Annotated in this window: 20 protein-coding genes; 12 read left to right on the top strand and 8 right to left on the bottom strand. The window is 58.4% G+C overall.

The window, feature by feature from the left end:
* Both KEHDKFFH_RS11245 and KEHDKFFH_RS11250 read left to right on the top strand, forming a co-directional pair.
* Nucleotides 1-760 (top strand): transposase (locus KEHDKFFH_RS11245; protein ID WP_158253195.1); only part of this gene is annotated, 760 nt, incomplete at its 5' end.
* Nucleotides 761-929: 169 nt separating this feature from the next.
* Nucleotides 930-1349, top strand: a complete 420-nt coding sequence (locus KEHDKFFH_RS11250; RefSeq protein WP_104322018.1) for a universal stress protein — start codon at nucleotides 930-932, stop codon at nucleotides 1347-1349.
* Nucleotides 1350-1382: 33 nt separating this feature from the next.
* Here KEHDKFFH_RS11250 and KEHDKFFH_RS11255 read toward each other — a convergent pair whose 3' ends face one another.
* The gene (locus KEHDKFFH_RS11255; RefSeq protein WP_104322019.1) at nucleotides 1383-2243 is read right to left on the bottom strand and encodes a DUF6544 family protein; all 861 of its coding nucleotides are present in this window, start codon (nucleotides 2241-2243) and stop codon (nucleotides 1383-1385) included.
* A gap of 106 nt (nucleotides 2244-2349) precedes the next feature.
* On the opposite strand from KEHDKFFH_RS11255, the gene KEHDKFFH_RS11260 reads away from it, so the two are divergent.
* A complete protein-coding gene (locus KEHDKFFH_RS11260) occupies nucleotides 2350-3204 on the top strand; it encodes a PA4780 family RIO1-like protein kinase (RefSeq protein WP_104322020.1) in 855 nt (284 codons plus the stop codon).
* 18 nt (nucleotides 3205-3222) lie between these two features.
* Here KEHDKFFH_RS11260 and KEHDKFFH_RS11265 read toward each other — a convergent pair whose 3' ends face one another.
* The 4 genes from KEHDKFFH_RS11265 to KEHDKFFH_RS11280 all read right to left on the bottom strand — a co-directional run bounded on the left by KEHDKFFH_RS11265 (nucleotide 3223) and on the right by KEHDKFFH_RS11280 (nucleotide 6026).
* Nucleotides 3223-3693 carry a MaoC family dehydratase gene (locus KEHDKFFH_RS11265; protein ID WP_104322021.1) on the bottom strand — a complete coding sequence of 157 codons (471 nt, stop codon included), beginning with the start codon at nucleotides 3691-3693 and terminating at the stop codon, nucleotides 3223-3225.
* Between the two features lie 27 nt (nucleotides 3694-3720).
* Complete coding sequence (locus tag KEHDKFFH_RS11270; RefSeq protein ID WP_104322022.1) at nucleotides 3721-4176, bottom strand: CopD family protein; 456 nt, start codon at nucleotides 4174-4176, stop codon at nucleotides 3721-3723.
* Nucleotides 4177-4199: 23 nt separating this feature from the next.
* Entirely contained in the window at nucleotides 4200-5240 is a 1041-nt protein-coding gene (locus tag KEHDKFFH_RS11275) for a GGDEF domain-containing protein (protein WP_241956482.1), read from the bottom strand.
* A gap of 114 nt (nucleotides 5241-5354) precedes the next feature.
* Nucleotides 5355-6026, bottom strand: a complete 672-nt coding sequence (locus KEHDKFFH_RS11280; protein WP_104322024.1) for an SDR family oxidoreductase — start codon at nucleotides 6024-6026, stop codon at nucleotides 5355-5357.
* 147 nt (nucleotides 6027-6173) lie between these two features.
* On the opposite strand from KEHDKFFH_RS11280, the gene KEHDKFFH_RS11285 reads away from it, so the two are divergent.
* Nucleotides 6174-7004, top strand: a complete 831-nt coding sequence (locus KEHDKFFH_RS11285) for a M90 family metallopeptidase (protein WP_104322025.1) — start codon at nucleotides 6174-6176, stop codon at nucleotides 7002-7004.
* Between the two features lie 64 nt (nucleotides 7005-7068).
* A complete protein-coding gene (locus KEHDKFFH_RS11290) occupies nucleotides 7069-7245 on the top strand; it encodes a DUF2897 family protein (RefSeq protein ID WP_064502513.1) in 177 nt (58 codons plus the stop codon).
* A gap of 42 nt (nucleotides 7246-7287) precedes the next feature.
* Here KEHDKFFH_RS11290 and KEHDKFFH_RS11295 read toward each other — a convergent pair whose 3' ends face one another.
* Nucleotides 7288-7797: a copper chaperone PCu(A)C gene (locus KEHDKFFH_RS11295; protein ID WP_104322026.1), complete on the bottom strand. Its 510-nt coding sequence runs from the start codon at nucleotides 7795-7797 to the stop codon at nucleotides 7288-7290.
* A gap of 259 nt (nucleotides 7798-8056) precedes the next feature.
* On the opposite strand from KEHDKFFH_RS11295, the gene KEHDKFFH_RS11300 reads away from it, so the two are divergent.
* Entirely contained in the window at nucleotides 8057-8776 is a 720-nt protein-coding gene (locus KEHDKFFH_RS11300; RefSeq protein ID WP_104322027.1) for a tellurite resistance TerB family protein, read from the top strand.
* A gap of 3 nt (nucleotides 8777-8779) precedes the next feature.
* Here the strand turns inward: KEHDKFFH_RS11300 and KEHDKFFH_RS11305 are convergent, their stop codons facing one another.
* Both KEHDKFFH_RS11305 and KEHDKFFH_RS11310 read right to left on the bottom strand, forming a co-directional pair.
* Nucleotides 8780-9118 carry a zinc ribbon domain-containing protein YjdM gene (locus tag KEHDKFFH_RS11305; RefSeq protein ID WP_008176055.1) on the bottom strand — a complete coding sequence of 113 codons (339 nt, stop codon included), beginning with the start codon at nucleotides 9116-9118 and terminating at the stop codon, nucleotides 8780-8782.
* Between the two features lie 40 nt (nucleotides 9119-9158).
* Nucleotides 9159-9731, bottom strand: a complete 573-nt coding sequence (locus KEHDKFFH_RS11310; RefSeq protein WP_104322028.1) for a histidine phosphatase family protein — start codon at nucleotides 9729-9731, stop codon at nucleotides 9159-9161.
* 282 nt (nucleotides 9732-10013) lie between these two features.
* Between KEHDKFFH_RS11310 and KEHDKFFH_RS11315 the strand changes: the two genes are divergently transcribed.
* From KEHDKFFH_RS11315 to KEHDKFFH_RS11340, 6 genes are all read left to right on the top strand, one after another.
* Nucleotides 10014-10466 (top strand): YaiI/YqxD family protein, encoded by a 453-nt coding sequence (locus KEHDKFFH_RS11315; RefSeq protein ID WP_104322029.1) that lies wholly within the window; start codon nucleotides 10014-10016, stop codon nucleotides 10464-10466.
* Between the two features lie 102 nt (nucleotides 10467-10568).
* A complete protein-coding gene (locus KEHDKFFH_RS11320) occupies nucleotides 10569-12371 on the top strand; it encodes an ABC transporter ATP-binding protein (protein ID WP_104322030.1) in 1803 nt (600 codons plus the stop codon).
* A 68-nt stretch (nucleotides 12372-12439) separates the two neighbouring features.
* Nucleotides 12440-13213 (top strand): ABC transporter ATP-binding protein, encoded by a 774-nt coding sequence (locus KEHDKFFH_RS11325; RefSeq protein WP_104322031.1) that lies wholly within the window; start codon nucleotides 12440-12442, stop codon nucleotides 13211-13213.
* Nucleotides 13203-14138, top strand: coding sequence for an ABC transporter substrate-binding protein (locus KEHDKFFH_RS11330; protein ID WP_104322032.1), 936 nt, complete (start codon nucleotides 13203-13205; stop codon nucleotides 14136-14138). The genes KEHDKFFH_RS11325 and KEHDKFFH_RS11330 overlap by 11 nt, the downstream gene beginning before the upstream one ends.
* A complete protein-coding gene (gene fhuB / locus KEHDKFFH_RS11335) occupies nucleotides 14128-16158 on the top strand; it encodes a Fe(3+)-hydroxamate ABC transporter permease FhuB (protein WP_104322033.1) in 2031 nt (676 codons plus the stop codon). The genes KEHDKFFH_RS11330 and fhuB overlap by 11 nt, the downstream gene beginning before the upstream one ends.
* Nucleotides 16145-16966 (top strand): (2Fe-2S)-binding protein, encoded by an 822-nt coding sequence (locus KEHDKFFH_RS11340; protein WP_104322034.1) that lies wholly within the window; start codon nucleotides 16145-16147, stop codon nucleotides 16964-16966. Before fhuB ends, KEHDKFFH_RS11340 begins: the two co-directional genes overlap by 14 nt.
* Nucleotides 16967-16998: the final 32 nt, after the last annotated feature.

The following is a 16998-nucleotide window of genomic DNA, read 5'->3' on the forward strand; positions in this document are numbered from 1 at the left end:
CATCACGGACAGTTACGCTACGCCGGCCAACCTGCACGACAGCCGCCCTTATCTGGACAGGCTGGATCGCCAATGTGAGCGCTTTGGCTTCAATGTCTGGGGCGTTGGACTGGATGCGGGCTACTACACCGCCGGCATCTGCAAGGGGCTGGAAGACCGGGGCCTCTACGGGGTGATGGGCTATCGGCGACCGAACAAGCCCAAGGGCTATCTCCCGAAGCGCGCCTTTACCTACGACCCCGAGACCAACAGCTATCGATGCCCGCAAGGTCAGCAACTGATCTACGCCACCACCAATCGCCTGGGCTATCGGGAGTACAAATCCAATCCGGCTCACTGCAAAGACTGCCCGCTACTGGGTCAGTGCACACGCAGCGCCAATCACGTCAAAGTGCTTACCCGGCATGTCTGGCAAGACAGCAAGGACCGAACGGACAGTTACCGGTTAACCCCATGGGGCAAAGCGCTCTACAAACGACGACAGGAAACCGTAGAGCGATCATTCGCCGATGCCAAGCAGTTACATGGTCATCGTTACGCTCGCTTGCGAGGGCTCTCGAAGGTGCGTGAGCAATGCCTGTTGGCCGCCGCTGCCCAGAATATGAAGAAGATCGCGCAGATCCTGGCGCGTCTTTTATGGCTCAAATCCCTTGGGGTGCCTGGCTTGCAGAGCCAAATTCGGAAATGGGACCGGAAACTGGCTTATTCGGAGTATTGGCAATCCGGTCGGGGATATTGGGCTAGATCCATCGCCAACTGAATTTAAAATGCCCAAGCGCAACGAACCCCGGAAAAACCGGGGTTCGTCAGCAATCTGAGCCCGGTGAACTTCACCGGGCTTTTTTTGACATACCCAACAGGACATTGCCAATCTGAATGCAGGACAACAGACCAATGTTCCGCAACTCAGGCGGAAAAGGAGAACTCTCATGTATAGCAAGATCCTCGTTCCGGTCGACCTCGCCCATACCGATAAAATGGTGAAGGCGCTCAATACCTCCATTGATATTGCCAAGCATTACAACGCGACCCTGTGCTACGTCAGTGTCACCAACAGCACGCCGGGAGCCGCCGCCCACAATCCGAAAGAACTTAGAGAAAAACTCAGCGTCTTTGCGGACGAGCAGGGCAAATCCCATGGCATCAGCACGGACAGCATTGTCATGGAATCGGCAGATACCGCCGTGGAGCTGGACGACAAGCTTTTGGAGGCGATCGAAAAAACCGGTGCCGACCTGGTGGTGATGGCTTCTCATCCACCGGGTATCGGCGACAGGCTCCATATTCTCCATTCGAACGGCGCCAACATTGTCAGACACAGTGATATTTCGGTGTTCGTCGTACGCTGAGGACCAGATTCCCCTAAAATGGCGGCCGGGACGCTACTCCGGATGCTTTGCTGTATCAGGTCCTGGAAACTCCACACCTGTCACCTGAGCAATGAAGAACGGAAAATAATCGTCTGTGGCAAAGAAATTCCCGGCTTCCACGCGGGTTGGCAAGAGAAACCCCTGGAACTCTCGAAACTCTGACAGGAAACCGCCGAAAGGCTGCAGGCGATGGACTTTTTCCGGATTTGCATTGCTCCAGCGGTCGAAGCTTACCTGCAGGGGACGACCGTCTTCAGCCACCACAACATCCACCGCCTGCTCCATACCCTCGTGGCGGACAATCACCCTCGCGGTATTTACATCCACAAGCCTCCACGCAACACCCGGGCCTGGCAGCAGCGCCGCCGGCGACCAGAAAACCGCCTCTGCCACATACCGGCCGAATGCCGAACGGGTGTGATCCGGATCGCCGCCCATCCGGGCAACCGGCAGCAATCCCATCAGCCAGAACCGCGTCCACTGCTCGGTGTCTGAGCCGGAAATCCTGAGCAGGCCGCGGTTGGCGCTCATTTTCCAGATAAATCCTTCGGGCATGGCCAGCATCTGGGTGGCCTGCATGGCCATGTAATCGGGCGACTCCCGATTACCCATAGCGAATTTTCCATTCATGGATATCCGGGCCACTGTGTAGAGCGGTGTACCAGGCTGAATAGTGTACCGGAAATACCGCTGGGCCGGCTCCGGCAGGCCGTCAAGAAGAGAAAGATCGAAGCGCTGCGGTGACGCCGGCTGCAGAGCCGCCAACTTCGCCATGGCGGCCCGGTCCGCGGTGTCGTCAGCCTGTCGCCAGAACCAGAGGGCAACGGTGACAGCAACCAACAAAATCAACAGGATCAGGAAAAAGATTTTCATGTAAGCTATGCTCCGTAGCAGTCATTGTCCCTGCCTGGCCCGTATCCAGTCTTGTTCCAGATCAACGAACGTGACTGGCCGACTCACTGTCCGTCTGAAAGGTTTTATGAAAGTACCGAAGAGATTACAACCACTTGTCGATGACGGCATGGTGGACGAAGTGCTCTACCAGCTTATGAGCGGCAAGGAAGCGCAGGTTTATGTGGTGCGCTGTGGCGACCAGACACGTTGCGCCAAGGTCTTCAAGGAAGCCTCGAAGCGAAGCTTCAAGCAGGCGGTGGAATACCAGGAAGGCCGTAAGGTCCGGAACAGCCGGCGTGCCCGGGCTATGAGCAAGAAGACCAAATACGGCCAGAAGGAACAGGAAGACGCCTGGCTCAACGCCGAGGTAGATGCCCTCTACCGGCTTGCCGCCGCGGGTGTCCGGGTTCCCGAACCCCTGGGCTTCGTGGACGGTGTGCTGCTGATGGAACTGGTGGCGGACGAAGATGGCAAGGCCGCGCCCAGGCTGGATGATGTCATCCTTTCCCCGGAACAGGCCCGAGACTTCCACGGCCAGGTCATCCGCGAGGTGGTTCGCATGTTGAGCGCCGGTCTGATCCATGGGGATCTGTCAGAATTCAACGTTCTGGTCGATGCCAACGGACCCGTTATCATTGATCTTCCCCAGGCAGTCAATGCGTCCGGCAATAACAATGCAGAACGCATGCTCGAGCGCGACGTGGACAATATGCGCCGCTATTTTGGCCGATTTGCGCCGGAGCTGTTGAACACCGATTACGGCAAGGAGATCTGGGCACTCTACGAATCAGGCGACCTCCACCCGGACAGCAAACTCACCGGCTGCTTCCAGCACGATGATACCGCCGCCAACGTCGACGAACTGATGGAAATCATCGATGCGGCAAAGGAAGAAGAGTGGGAGCGGCAGGAACGAATGAGGGACTCTGAAGAGGACTGAAATAATAGCCGCTGCTGGTCAGCTCTCGGGCGTCGTTTTCTGTTCGCTGACCATTACTGACATCACCTCCTGTTCCCTGGGTCCGGGCAGAATACCCGTCAACCAGGCTTCGATAACCGGCTCACCGTGCTGATTGGAGAGTACCGCTTCGGCCCGGGCCCGGTTGCGCTCATCTACATCGGTAATGGTGAACACGCAGGTTATGGTGTCGCCGAAATACACTGGCCGGAGGAAGCGAAAGTTCATTCCGGACGCTAGCCAGCCTATCTGCCCGCCCACTTCCGTGATCATTCCACCAACCAGAAGACCATGGCAGATCTTGCCCTGCAGGTTCTTGGCCTGTGCAAATTCATCGCTGTAGTGGACCGGGTTCTGATCGCGGCTGATGTCTCCAAAGGACAGGGTCTCATCCTCGGTGAACGTTCGCGCCAGGGTAAAGGAATCCCCGGCTTTCAGGCCGGCAATGGCTCTCTTTCGAATATCAGACATGGTATCGGTCCCCGATCGCTCAGCAGTTCACAGGTACCGACCGCCAGACCCTATGGCGATCACAATCAGGCCGAGGATCAGATTGATACCCACAAGCCGGCGAATCTTTCCCACCTGAACGCCGCCAGCCTGCGGATCCTTGTCTGCAACCGCCTGCTTGAGCCGCCGGAAAGGGGCAAAATACACGTGGAAGTAGAGCAGCATCATTACCAGCCCGAGCGTCTGCATGGCATGAATATGCCAGCCAGCACCGGCCATACCGCCAAACACACTGAAAATCATCCAGTAGCCGGTGACCAGTAGCAGTAGAACTGACAGCCACACCCAACGGAAGAAGCGTTCAAGTGTCCTGGACCAGAGAGCGCCACGTTGTGAGGCCTCTACCACCTCAACCACGGCGGGGCGCATCGCCATGTAGGCGAAGAACATCCCGCCAACCCAGATAACCGCTGACAGAACGTGCAGTGCAATTGCAAGACTCATGAAAACTCCTCTTTGCCTGGCTCTCAGATGGTTTCAAGCTCTACCCGATTCCGGCCGCCGGTTTTACCCCGGTAGAGCGCCTCGTCAGCCCGACTGACCGCCGTACTCAGGTCCTCGCCAGCCCGCAGCTCGCTCACCCCGATACTGATCGTAACATCGGCATCACCACCAATAATCCCACTCCAGTCTCTGGCCAAAAATGCGTTGCGTATCCGCTCCGCGCTTGCCTGCGCTTTGCCGGAATCCGTATCAGGGAGAATGGCCAGGAACTCCTCACCGCCCCACCTACCAATCAGATCCTGGGCTCGCAGCTCCTCACGAATCACATCGGCAACGAAACCCAACACTCGGTCGCCGGTTTCGTGGCCATAGGCGTCGTTGATTGATTTGAAATGATCGACATCCAGCAGAAGAAATCCAACCGGGTGGCCGCTGCGGCTGAACCTGGCCAATTCTTTTTCAGCCAGATAGGTCATGTGCCGGCGATTGAAAAGCCCGGTCAGTGAATCCGTTGTTGCCATTTCCCGGAGCTTGCGCTGGGCTGTGACCACCATTCTCAGGTAATAGGAAGACAGGTAACTGAACATGGCAAAGACCACGCTCAGGTTAAACAGATGGACGATATGCAGAGCCGTTTGATGAATCGGCTGTAACGGCTCGATATACCACATCAGGACATCCAGGGCGATGTAGTAACCCCACAGGGCCAACAGCGCATAGATGGCCCATTTCCGTGATGCGGACACACAAATCGCCGGTATGAACATCAACAGGTAATAATGGAAACCGCTCTCCCATCCAATCAGAACGATGCCAAGTCCGGCATGGCCAAGCACTTCGGCCCAGATGAGTACGACCGCAATCCTGTTCCTGTGGTATTTGAGTGCGTAATAGGCCCCGGCGTACATGGCCACGCTAACCACGTTGATCCATGCCAGAATCGGCGAACCCAATGCATGAAAAAGAAAGAAAAAGATGACATCTACAGTTCCGGCGATCTGGGCACATCGCATGGCCAAACGCCAGAACTGGGGCCTGCGCTCCCGCTCAGGCTCATAATTCATTGGAGCACTCGCACTTTTCATCGACAGCAGAATTCCTTTTTAAGTTAACAAGAGTACTCGTTAAAACAGAATCCTGCCTCACTCCAATGCAAACAAATGAAAATGTTTTTAGGATCACCACGGCAGCTCGTCGCCGTTGCTGTGCCAGAACGATCCGGTATTCTCCAGGGTCAGGCCATCAATCCGCTCTGCCAGGCCCTTTGCCGATTCTTCTGGAGTAATCAACCCACCAAAATTCACCATTCGGGTCTGAACATAACCCGGGTGCAGCTGGGCCACGGCGATACCCCGCGGTTTCAGATCCATCGCGAGGGACTTGCCAAAGGCATTCAACGCCGCCTTTGAAGCACGGTACCCATAGCGGCCGCCAGAGTCGTTGTCGGCGATAGAGCCCATCCGGCTGGTGATGTTGGCGATTTTGCCTCCGGAGGGGATTTTTTCGAACAAGGCTTCAGCCACTCTCAGGGGAGCATAGGCATTGATCTCCATCTGGGTGCGGATGGAATCGAAATCGATACTGCCCAGTTTCTCGTCCTGCAGCAGACCGGCATTGTTGATCAACAGATCGATACGCTCGCCCTCAAGACCGGCCACGAGCTTGGTTACGCCCTCATCGGTGGTCACATCGACTCTGTCGATGATCCTCGCCGCAACCTCTTCCAGCTCCGGCGAGGCCTCCCGGCACACGCCGATCACCGAGCAGCCGCGGCTTGCATAGAGCCGGGCGAGCTCCAGACCAATGCCCCGGTTTGCCCCGGTGATTACAACAGTGGAATTATCGGACATATCAGCCTCCTCAACGATCAATTCAGTTCATGCAGCTTCACATCCCCTGCACTGTAGAACAACCAGCAATACGGGGCCCTGACTGCGTGCAGATCCAATTTTTCTGTAAGATACGGGGTAATTCAATCAATGGTCGCTGGGGGCAGCATGTCGGCAGCACTTGTTTTCGCAGTATTTGCAGTGACCCTGATCGCGGCAACCATATTCTACCTCTTCTTCTACCGCGCCTGGCGGAGGGAACGGGAACTGAGGGCCCCCTTTCCAACACCGTGGCGCGAGCATCTTGATTCGAACGTGCCGCTTTACCGACAGCTTCCTGAAGCCCTCAAGCAAACCTTGGAGCAACGGGTCCAGCTTTTTCTCTCCGAGAAAGAATTCTATGGCTGTGACGGCTTTGAGGTGGACGACACGGTGAGAGTAACCATTGCCGGCCACGCCTGTTTGCTGATTCTTGCCCGCCCCTATTCGGATTTTGACGAGGTAAGCAGCATTCTGGTCTATCCCGATGCCTATCACGTCAGAGACATTGAAAGCGATGGCATGGTTGTCAGCGAAAGTAATGAAATTCGGGCCGGCGAGGCCTCAAGCAGGGGCCAGGTGGTGCTGGCCTGGCGAGAATGTCAGGAGGCCGCCAGGAACCCGCACAGTGGCCATAACGTCATGCTACATGAGTTTGCACACCAGCTGGACTACCTGGACGGCACCGCAGACGGGGCACCGCCGCTGAGTGGAGAGCAGGCCCTGCACTGGCAAAGTTCCATGACGACGGCCTACGAAGACCTCAGGCATTCCCTCCGGCACCACCATAGATCCTGGCTTGATCCATACGGCGCTACCGAACCGGCAGAATTTTTCGCAGTGCTGACCGAGGCATTTTTCCAGCAGCCGCGCCATCTCAAGCGAGAACAGCCCGAGGTCTACAAGGCCCTGCAAGGGTATTATCGACTGGATCCGACAACTCTGTGGCAGGATGCGTGACAGTTGTGACAGATCGATGCGTGGTCCACTATGTAGGGAAGTGGATCATTTGGTGGAGGTGGACATGCCAGCCATAGGATGGATATTCATAATTGTTGCCCTTGCGTTGATCGTGGGCAGCCTGATGATACTGCGCGACAACGCACACAGCATGAAAATCTCCGATGAGAAAATGAAAAAGATTCAGGCCCGAAAGGCGGAGATCGAAGCCGAGGAAAGCGCGGAAGACAAGGAGTGGTAGCCCGGCCAGTTCAAGCATAGAAGACTAAACCGGGCAGATGCGTCAGTGCCCGCTGTAGCCCATTTCCTTGCCGGAGTGGTCCATGCTTTGTTTTTCCATCATCTCGCGATCCAGCGGCGCAACATTCAGCTCAACCTGCATCTCTTCAGCGCCCTCAAAGCTCAGGGTCATCGGAATGCTCTCACCCTCGCGCAACGGGCTTTTCAGTTTTTCCAGCATCAGATGAAAGCTGTGGGGCTTCAACTCCACGGTACTACCCCCTGGTATGACAAGCCCGCCCTTGACCGGAGCCATTCGCATCACACCATCGTGCATGCTGGTCTCGTGGATCGATACGCTGCCTGCCCTGGGGGTTGCGGCACCAACCAGGGTGATATCACTGCTGCCGCTGTTAGAGATACTCATGTAGCCCACCCCCATGGGCGTACCAGGCGGTGTAGGCCGGCTCCAGGGGTGATCGACCTTGACCGGCCCCTGGCTGTAATCATGGGCCAGAGCTGTCGGGGCAACCAGGGCCAATGCCAGCACAAATACGCTCAGGCAGTACTTCATGTCCAGTATTCCTTGTCGATGATATAGAGGTACAGGATAAAAAGACGGTACCGCGGATCCAAGTTTTTCAGTGCGACGAATGGTCGCAGATAGTCGGGCGAAGCGCCAATTCAAGCTCCCATGCCTTCAGGCCGTCATCCTTGGAACTAAATGCTGCCAAATATGACAACAGGGTAATACCGAACCCATGAACCCACGGCGTCAGTCAGCGTAAACTGGCGTCAATACGTAGCGGGTTATCTGAAAGAGGAGCTGGCAAATGAACGTAATGTCTGTACTGAACCAGGTAATGAAACAGGCCCAGGGCACTCAATCCCAGGGTGGAGGCATGGATGTCAACAAGATGGTGAACAGCCTTGGCAGCCAATTCAAAGGCGGCCAAAGTTCCGGTTCAGGCATTGACGTGAAAAGCCTGCTGGGCGGTGGTGCCCTGGGTATGATGCTGGGGTCCAAACGCGGCCGGAAAATGGGCGGCAAAGCCCTGAAATACGGTGCCCTTGCCGGCGTGGGCGTATTGGCATGGAAAGCCTATCAGAACTATCAGACCAACAGTCAGAATTCGGCCCAGCCGACAATCGCGCAACAGGGCCAACCACTGGAGCAACTGCAGGGACAGGCTCAGGAGCATAGAGGACTGGAAATACTCCAGGCCATGATCATGGCGGCCCGTGCTGATGGCCACATCGACGCCAACGAGCGCGCCCTTCTTACCCAGGAAATCGAAAAACTGGGGCCGGATGACGAACTCCACACCTGGATCCAACAGCAGTTCGACGCCCCGCTGGATGCATCTGCCCTGGCCCGCAATGCTGACTCGCCACAGGCAAGCCGGGAAATCTACATCGTCAGTGCCGTAATGATTGACGAACAGAACCCCATGGAGCGCGCGTGGCTGGACCAACTGGCCAGCGCCCTGCAGCTCGACCCAGGGCTTGCGAGGGAACTGGAGCAACAGATCCAGAGTGCAACAACGGGGTAAAAGTCAGGCTTTCTTGACGAATTCGGATTTCAGTTTCATGGCACCAATACCATCGATTTTGCAGTCGATATCGTGATCGCCTTCAACCAGGCGGATACTCTTCACCTTGGTGCCAACTTTAACCACTGAACTGGAACCCTTGACCTTCAGATCCTTGATAACAGTCACCGAATCGCCATCCTGAAGCTCATTGCCGTTGGCGTCGCGAACCACCTTCGCGGCGTCAGCCGCCGCAGCCTCTGCCTCAGACCACTCATGCCCGCACTCTGGGCATACCAGTTGAACGCCGTCCTCATAGGTGTATTCAGAACTGCACTGGGGGCATGGCGGAAGCTGCGACATTATCATTTCCTGTTAATTGAATGGGCGCGGGATTATACCATCAACGCCCGGGCGAAACCCTTGCCAAAACCGTTGGCGTCTCGGACAGAGGCAAGGCAATGATCACCCCCTCATTGGACGATGGGAAAATATCGGTCAGAGCCGTGACGTTTACCTGGTGCGACACCATGATCACCGGCGCACCTTCCTCGAGCTGATTCACCAGAGTAATCGTCTGCCGCGTCTGAGTCGGCCCGTCACCACGATTACGGAAAAACGAATTCAGCGACGGCCACTCGGTCACCTCCCCCATGTCCATTCCGGTAGCGGTATCCATACAGCGACACCACTGACTGCTGAACACCCGCGCCTCGGTAATACCATGCTCTGCCAGAAACGGCTTCCACGCCCGAGCCTGCTCCCGGCCGGTATCGTTCAGATTCCGCTGGGTGCTGCAATCGTTAATATCGAAGTTGCCCGGGTCCCCGGTCCCCGGCGCCAATGCGTGACGCAGCATCAGAACAGCCCGTCCGTCTCGCAGGGCGTCCCAGGCTTCTTCGTTGTTATCGGCAGCGGAAACGCTGAAACACAGAGCCACCGACAGACAAACGGTTAGAAGAAATTGACCACGCATAGTTGCTACCTCCCGAAAAGATCCAAACTCGTTGTAGGACTCGCGGACAAACTGACGATGCCCGATCGAGGCATTGGGGGTGCCCTTCCAAAAATGTTGAAGGCCAGGGATGGCCTGAAACAAGCGCACATGGACGTGCTCGTAGCGGTTTTTGGAAGGGCGCCCCCAATGCCTCAGCCACCCAAGCCGAGAACCACGAAAAGATACGCGGATCCACCCTACCAAGCTCACAACAACAAAAGGTAAACTCCCACCAGAGCCAAGCCAAAAGAAGGAACCACCATGCCAATCTGGGTCGACGCCGACGCCTGCCCCGTCCCAATCCGGGAAATCATCTGCCGCGCCGCCACCCGCTGGCAAATCGACACCACCTTCATCGCCAACCACGCCATAACCCTGCCCCCGAGCCCTTACATCAAGCGCCGACAGGTCCCACAAGGCTTCGACGTGGCCGACAACGAAATCATGGACCAGATGCACGAAGGCGACCTGGTCATTACCCAGGACATCCCCCTGGCTGCCGAAGCCATTGAAAAGGGCGCCGACGTCTTCAACCCCCGCGGCCAGGCCTTCACCAAAGAGAATATTCGCCAGCGCCTGGCCATGCGCAACTTTATGGAAGAAATGCGCAACGCCGGCCAGGTCACCGGAGGACCCGCCCCCTTCAGCCAGACCGACCGTAAGGAATTCGCCGACAAGCTTGATCGGTGGCTGCAAAGAAACGCACGCAATTGATAATGATTCTATTTTAAAACCCGGGCAGATCCGCTACCCTTCCCGCCTTATTGATTGCAGGCTCAGCGCGGGCCTGCCTGATTCACGGGAGAGAAGCGGAGTATGTCCTCACACAGCCACAAAACCACCAGCAGTTTTGCTGCCCTGGCCCGCCTGCTTAGATACGCCCGGGGATATCGCCGACAGATCATCGCCGCAACCACCTGCTCGATCATCAACAAACTCTTCGATATTGCCCCGGAAATCCTGATAGGCGTTGCCATCGATGTGGTCGTAAACCAGGAAGAGAGCTTTGTGGCTGGCCTGGGTTTTGAAACCGCCCAGGAACAGATCACCATTCTGGCCGTACTCACCTTCTTCATCTGGGCCGGCGAATCCCTGTTCGAATACCTGTTCCAGATACTCTGGCGCAACCTGGCCCAACGGCTGCAGTCGGACTTGCGACAGGATGCCTACGAACATGCCCAACGCCTGGACATGAGCTTCTTCGAGGCCCGCAGTTCCGGTCAGTTGGTGGCCACCATGAACGACGATGTGAACCAGCTCGAGCGTTTTCTTGATGGCGGCGCCAACGCCATGATCCAGGTGCTGGTGACTGTTGTTGCCGTCGGCGCCGTATTCTTCGTGCTTTCGCCGCTCATCGCGCTGCTGGCATTCACCCCCATTCCCCTGATTATCTGGGGCGCCTTCTACTTCCAGCGCAAAGCCGGGCCACTGTACGCTGATGTCCGTGAAAAAGTGGGCGACCTGTCCAGCCGGCTGGCGAACAACCTGGGTGGCATCGCCACCATCAAGAGTTTTACCGCTGAACAGCGGGAAGCCAGGCGCCTGAAAGAGAGCAGCGAAGCCTACGTGGAGGCCAATCGCCGGGCCATCCGCATCAGCTCGGCCTTTATCCCGGTCATCCGGATGGCCATCCTAGCCGGCTTCCTGGCCACCTTCACGGTCGGCGGCATGATGGCCCTGGAGGGCAGCCTGAACGTGGGTGCCTATGGTGTACTGGTGTTCCTGACCCAGCGCCTGCTCTGGCCCCTGACAGGGCTTGCCGAGGTTATTGACCTGTTTGAACGTGCCATGGCCAGCACCCGTCGGATTCTGGACCTCCTGGCCGAACCCGTGCACGTGCGTGACGAGGGAGGCAAGGCTCTCCAGGAACCGGTAAAAGGCGACGTTGAGCTGGAGAAAGTAAGCTTTCACTATCCCTCCAGCGGTGCCGGCATCCGGGATATCAGCCTGACCGTGCCAGCCGGCAATACGCTTGCGCTGGTCGGCGCTACCGGTTCCGGAAAATCGACTCTTATTAAATTGCTGCTCCGGTTCTACGATCCGAGCAATGGCGAAATCCGCATTGATGGCCAACCCATTCGGGACCTCAGCCTGAAGTCCCTGCGCAGCGCAATCGGGCTGGTGAGCCAGGATGTCTATCTGTTTGAAGGCACCATTCGCGAGAACCTGGCCTACGGAAATCCGGCTGCCAGCGACGCCGAGATCACCGAGGCAGCCAAAACCGCGGAAGCCTGGTCCTTCATCGAAGCCCTCCCTGAAGGCCTGGATACACCGGTCGGTGAACGGGGCGTTCGCCTTTCCGGGGGACAGCGCCAGCGACTGTCCCTCGCCCGTGCGCTGCTGAAAAATCCGCCAATCCTGGTGCTTGATGAAGCCACCAGCGCCGTGGACAACGAAACAGAAGCCGCCATCCAGCGGTCACTGAAGCGCATTGGCCATAACCGGACCGTGATCATGATTGCCCATCGACTCTCCACCATCGTTGATGCCGACTCCATTGCGGTGATTGAAGGCGGCAAAGTGCTGGAACAGGGAACCCACCGGGAGCTGCTGGACCAGGATGGCGCCTACGCCAACCAGTGGCGGGTGCAGACCGGGCAAATACAGGCAGCCATTTAACGCAATATATATTGATAGTGATTCGCATTTAAATTATTCTGCAGGCCCTCAGCATTTCGGGAGCCTGCATGCCTGTTTTCTTCGACGTTTCCAGTCTCAATGTCCGCATTGGCGACACCACCATACTTCAGGACCTGAACCTCGGTTTCGTTGAGGGTGAGGTAACAGCCCTGCTCGGGCATAACGGCTCCGGCAAGTCCACCCTGCTCAAGGTGCTTGCCCGGCAGCTTGCACCGTCTTCGGGCGAAGTACAGCTTCTGGGGAAATCCTTCCGGAGCACAGGCGCCAGGGAGTTTGCCCGCAGCGTGGGCTATTTGCCCCAACATCCACCGGGAACCGACGGTTTGACGGTCCGCGAGCTGGTTGCCCTGGGTCGCTACCCTTGGCGCGGCCCGCTGGGCCGCTATAACGAGGAAGACCACCGACTGATTGCCCAGGCCATTGAGGACACAGGGCTCGGTCAGTTTCAGCATCGCTCTGTCGACACGCTCTCCGGTGGTGAACGCCAGCGTGCCTGGATTGCCATGCTGCTGGCCCAGCAGACCCAGTGCCTGCTTCTGGATGAACCCATATCGGCCCTGGATGTAAAACACCAGGTTGAAACCCTGCGACTGGTCCATCGTCTCGCCGAACAGCGGGACCTTACGGTTGTCGTGGTGCTTCACGATGTGGATATTGCAGCGCGGTTCTGCGACCGTCTGGTCGCCCTTAAATCCGGTCAGCTTGTCGCCGATGGCAGCCCCCGGGACATCATGGACTCCGGCATCCTGGAATCTATTTATGGCGTGCCCATGGGCGTAATGGAACGGGCGCCCGGACAGTGGGTGTCCTATGTTCACTAGGTCTGAACGCTTCTGGCGATACAGCGCGGCGCTGCTGTTGAGCCTGGTGCCGATCTTTGCCAGTGCCGCAAGCTGGCAGCACGAACAGGGGACCCTGACCCTCGAAAAAACGCCGGAACGGGTGATTGCTCTGAACTGGGCGGCCACCGAGGCGCTGCTGCTACTGGGTGTCACACCCATCGGCGTTGCCGATCGCGATGGCTATAACGTTTGGGTCAAGGAACCGGAACTTCCCGAAGGTGTGGCCAACATCGGCACCCGGGTGGCGCCGAGCCTGGAAGCCATTGCCGAGCTCAAACCGGATCTGATCGTCACCAGCTCCGAGATGGCTCCTGCGGCTAACCTGCTGGAGCGCATTGCTCCTACCTATGTTGTCAGCGTTTACAAGCAAGGCTCCCGACCGTTCGAAAAGGCCAGCGGTATGCTTACAACGCTTGGTGATATGCTGAACCGGGAGAAACGCGCAGAGGCTGTTCTCAACGACATCGACCAGACCCTGCAGGCTCAGCGCCGTCGTCTGGAGAATGCCGGCCTCACGGACCGACCGGTGGCGCTGATGAACTTTCTGGATGACCGCCACGTTCGCGTCTATGCACCCAACGGTCTTTTCCAGAGCGCCCTGAACGCCCTCGGCCTTGAGAACGCCTGGCCCCACTCCGGGAATTACTGGGGGTTCTCGGTGGTCGGGCTTGAAGCACTTGCGCCCTACCGGGACAGTCGGATCGTTGTCATTTCTCCGACCTTGCCCGGGTTGTCAGACACCCTGGCCAACAGCCCTTTCTGGACCTACCTGCCGCCGGTTCAGCGCGATCAGGTGTACCAGATTGATCCGGTCTGGCCGTTTGGCGGGGTCTTCCCGGTAAAGCGACTGGCAACGTTACTCGCTGATGGTCTGCTGGCAGGAGGTTCAGACAATGTACGCTGAATCCACATACAGCCCGGTCGGTCGACCATCCCTGCCCGCAAGGGTGCCGGTGGCTGCGGCACTGATCTGGTGTAGCGCGTTTCTCGCTAGCGCGGCGCCCTGGTTTGGTCAACTCGACGTCGGCGCCCTCATCGCCGCCTTCTGGACGTTTGAAGCCAACGACTACGCGTCGGTACTGGCGCACTACAGTTGGGCACCCCGTGTCGCCATTGCCGTCCTCATTGGCTGTGGCCTTGGCCTCGCCGGCGCGGTTACCCAACAGATCCTTGGCAACCCCCTCGCCTCGCCCACAACCCTGGGTGTGGAGGCCGGCGGCCAGTTCGGGGTAACAGTCGCGACCATGTTCTTTCCCGGGTTGCTCGCCTTTAGTCCGGACCTGGTGGCGGTTTCCGGCGGGCTACTGGCAATCGGCCTGGTTATCGCGCTCACCTGGCGCCTGGGCTTTTCACCGGTCACCGTGATACTGGCCGGACTTGTGGTCACTTTTTTCCTGGGCGCCGTGAACATGGCGTTCCTGTTACTCAAGGGCGAATGGCTGGGGAACCTGTTTATCTGGGGCGCGGGCTCCCTGGTCCAGAATAACTGGCAGCCGTTTATGGAACTCTGGCCCCGGGTGCTGGTGCTGGGCGTGCTAATGATCCTGTTGATGCGCCCGCTGCAGGTCATGCAACTTGGGCAGACCTCTGCCCGGTCCCTCGGCGCAAAGGTCGGTCTGATTCGGGTGCTGGCGCTGTTTCTGGTGGTTCTGATGAGCGCCACCGTGGTCAGCCGGGTTGGTGTCGTGGCCTTTATCGGTCTTGCGGCACCGGTGCTGGCAAGGTTGCTGGGCGCCCGAACCCTGCCTGAGCGCCTGATCTGGAGCAGCCTACTGGGTGCGGGTCTGCTGTTACTGGCGGACACCCTCGCCCACTGGGCATCCACCTGGGGCGACGGGTCACTGGTGCCAACCGGCACGACCACCGCCCTGATCGGCGGACCGATTATTCTGCTGGCCCTGCAGGGTTTGAAGAACACCCATCATATGCCCGGGCAAGACGACAGCCCCGCCGGTTTCCTGCCGAAAAGACGTTCCACCCTTGTGATTGGAGGAGCCATAGCCGCGCTCCTTCTGAGCACAATTGGCATCTCCATGGGGTGGTCCCCGGGGCTGGACGAATGGAGCTGGACTCCGATTGCCCAGTGGCACGAGGCGTGGGTCTGGCGCGGCCCCAGACTACTGGCAGCCATTCTTGCCGGCGTCGCCCTGGGCCTTGCAGGAACGCTGATCCAGCGAATGACAGGCAACCCCATGGCCAGCCCGGAGATGCTCGGCATCAGCGGCGGCGCGGCGGTGGTCATGGTCTTGATTGTGCTGTTTGGTGCCGATATTGGCCGGGCAGGACAGCTTGGAGCGGCCACCCTGGGCGCCGCAGCTGCTCTCGGTTTGTTGATCATGCTGGCCCGCAAGCACCGGTTTGCCGGCAACCAGCTCCTGCTCGGCGGGCTCGCACTTTATGTGTTTATGGACGCCGGCCTTCGCCTGGTCATGGCTTCCGGTGGCACGGTCGCCTCGCAGCTTCTCAACTGGATGTACGGTTCCACCTGGCTGGTCTCGGAAGCCGAGGCCCTGGGGCTTTTGGCGCTGATCGTGCTGATTTCGGCTGGCCTCCTGGTGATTATCCGGCCCCTGAGCATTCTTCCCCTGGGTGAAACATCGGCCAGCTCACTGGGCTTGCCGGTAACGAAAGTCCGTCTGCTGTTGCTTCTTTTGGCGGCGCTGCTGACCGCTGCGGCGACGGTGGTGATCGGCCCGCTGAGTTTTGTGGGTCTTATCGCACCCCATCTGGCCCGTGTTCTGGGCCAGCAGACCGTGGGGCGACAGCTCGTTGTGGCTGCCCTTGCCGGAGGCTTGTTGCTGGGCGTTGCCGACTACCTCTCCAGAACCGTTGTTTACCCCAACCAGCTTCCGGCCGGGCTTCTGGCCGCTCTGGTCGGCGGCCTGTATTTTCTCTGGGGGCTGAGTCGCCATGGCAGAGCCTGACCGCACCCCCGGGGTCGGCCCCTGGGCCCGGGAATACAGCCTTCTCCTGCGCCGGTCAGGACTGGATCGGGAATTGGTTTTGAATGAGACGCTGCAGCCTTCTGGCGGTGCACGAAGCGGCCTCTTTTCTCTGGCCCAGTGCCTGGAGCAACCGTCGCTACTGCTCAGCCAGGTTGGCATTGAATCCTCCGACAACGCCGGGCCCCGGGCCGTGCGCGCGTTTGTTTCTGTGCTGCAGCAGGATCTGGCGCTCAGCGTGGTTGCGCCTCTGACCCTCAGGCTATTCCGCGACGGCCACGCGCCTTTACCTGACCCCAAACGAATATTCCTGGCCCCGGCGGACGAACAGACACAGACAGCATCCCGATGGTTTCAGGTGCCGGGCGGGGAGCAAGTTGATGAAGAAACATTTGTCCGGTCGGCAGGTGCTCTTACAGCTGAGTGGTACCCGGCCTTCCGGCGCCAGCTGGGCGTCAGCCCCGGCGCCTACTGGAGTAGCATAGGGCTCGGATTGGGAGCGCCGTTTTCAGCCGTGTGGAACCGGGCCGAACCGCAAGCGCTCTGCCTGTTGGCGCAAGGCTGGTTGAAGCAGTTTCAGAACGATGCAAACCAGTTCATCGACTGGATTCCGGCCGTATTCGGTGGGCAGACCACGGCAATCCCCCAGCGCAAGGGGTGTTGCCTGAAATACCTGCTCCCGGAAGGCGGTTACTGCGGCACCTGTGGTGTGCATCGCAAGGAACGACTCGCCGCACTTACGCCCCAACGGCGGACAACAGCGCCAGGCCAATGGCAACCAGGCCGATAAGCACACCCGCCCCTGCCGCAAGCTTCAAACCT

This window comes from Marinobacter maroccanus (genome assembly GCF_002933275.1).
Taxonomy (GTDB): domain Bacteria; phylum Pseudomonadota; class Gammaproteobacteria; order Pseudomonadales; family Oleiphilaceae; genus Marinobacter; species Marinobacter maroccanus.

What these genes read in the sequence shown, in the direction of transcription:
- KEHDKFFH_RS11295 (WP_104322026.1), bottom strand. Translation starts at nt 7,797, where the DNA reads ATGAAGTACTGCCTGAGCGTATTTGTGCTGGCATTGGCCCTGGTTGCC.
- KEHDKFFH_RS11305 (WP_008176055.1), bottom strand. Translation starts at nt 9,118, where the DNA reads ATGTCGCAGCTTCCGCCATGCCCCCAGTGCAGTTCTGAATACACCTAT.
- KEHDKFFH_RS11340 (WP_104322034.1), top strand. Translation starts at nt 16,145, where the DNA reads ATGGCAGAGCCTGACCGCACCCCCGGGGTCGGCCCCTGGGCCCGGGAA.
- KEHDKFFH_RS11300 (WP_104322027.1), top strand. Translation starts at nt 8,057, where the DNA reads ATGAACGTAATGTCTGTACTGAACCAGGTAATGAAACAGGCCCAGGGC.
- KEHDKFFH_RS11285 (WP_104322025.1), top strand. Translation starts at nt 6,174, where the DNA reads ATGTCGGCAGCACTTGTTTTCGCAGTATTTGCAGTGACCCTGATCGCG.
- KEHDKFFH_RS11260 (WP_104322020.1), top strand. Translation starts at nt 2,350, where the DNA reads ATGAAAGTACCGAAGAGATTACAACCACTTGTCGATGACGGCATGGTG.
- fhuB (WP_104322033.1), top strand. Translation starts at nt 14,128, where the DNA reads ATGTACGCTGAATCCACATACAGCCCGGTCGGTCGACCATCCCTGCCC.
- KEHDKFFH_RS11255 (WP_104322019.1), bottom strand. Translation starts at nt 2,243, where the DNA reads ATGAAAATCTTTTTCCTGATCCTGTTGATTTTGTTGGTTGCTGTCACC.
- KEHDKFFH_RS11265 (WP_104322021.1), bottom strand. Translation starts at nt 3,693, where the DNA reads ATGTCTGATATTCGAAAGAGAGCCATTGCCGGCCTGAAAGCCGGGGAT.
- KEHDKFFH_RS11280 (WP_104322024.1), bottom strand. Translation starts at nt 6,026, where the DNA reads ATGTCCGATAATTCCACTGTTGTAATCACCGGGGCAAACCGGGGCATT.
- KEHDKFFH_RS11250 (WP_104322018.1), top strand. Translation starts at nt 930, where the DNA reads ATGTATAGCAAGATCCTCGTTCCGGTCGACCTCGCCCATACCGATAAA.
- KEHDKFFH_RS11330 (WP_104322032.1), top strand. Translation starts at nt 13,203, where the DNA reads ATGTTCACTAGGTCTGAACGCTTCTGGCGATACAGCGCGGCGCTGCTG.
- KEHDKFFH_RS11275 (WP_241956482.1), bottom strand. Translation starts at nt 5,240, where the DNA reads ATGAATTATGAGCCTGAGCGGGAGCGCAGGCCCCAGTTCTGGCGTTTG.
- KEHDKFFH_RS11290 (WP_064502513.1), top strand. Translation starts at nt 7,069, where the DNA reads ATGCCAGCCATAGGATGGATATTCATAATTGTTGCCCTTGCGTTGATC.
- KEHDKFFH_RS11270 (WP_104322022.1), bottom strand. Translation starts at nt 4,176, where the DNA reads ATGAGTCTTGCAATTGCACTGCACGTTCTGTCAGCGGTTATCTGGGTT.
- KEHDKFFH_RS11310 (WP_104322028.1), bottom strand. Translation starts at nt 9,731, where the DNA reads ATGCGTGGTCAATTTCTTCTAACCGTTTGTCTGTCGGTGGCTCTGTGT.
- KEHDKFFH_RS11315 (WP_104322029.1), top strand. Translation starts at nt 10,014, where the DNA reads ATGCCAATCTGGGTCGACGCCGACGCCTGCCCCGTCCCAATCCGGGAA.
- KEHDKFFH_RS11320 (WP_104322030.1), top strand. Translation starts at nt 10,569, where the DNA reads ATGTCCTCACACAGCCACAAAACCACCAGCAGTTTTGCTGCCCTGGCC.
- KEHDKFFH_RS11325 (WP_104322031.1), top strand. Translation starts at nt 12,440, where the DNA reads ATGCCTGTTTTCTTCGACGTTTCCAGTCTCAATGTCCGCATTGGCGAC.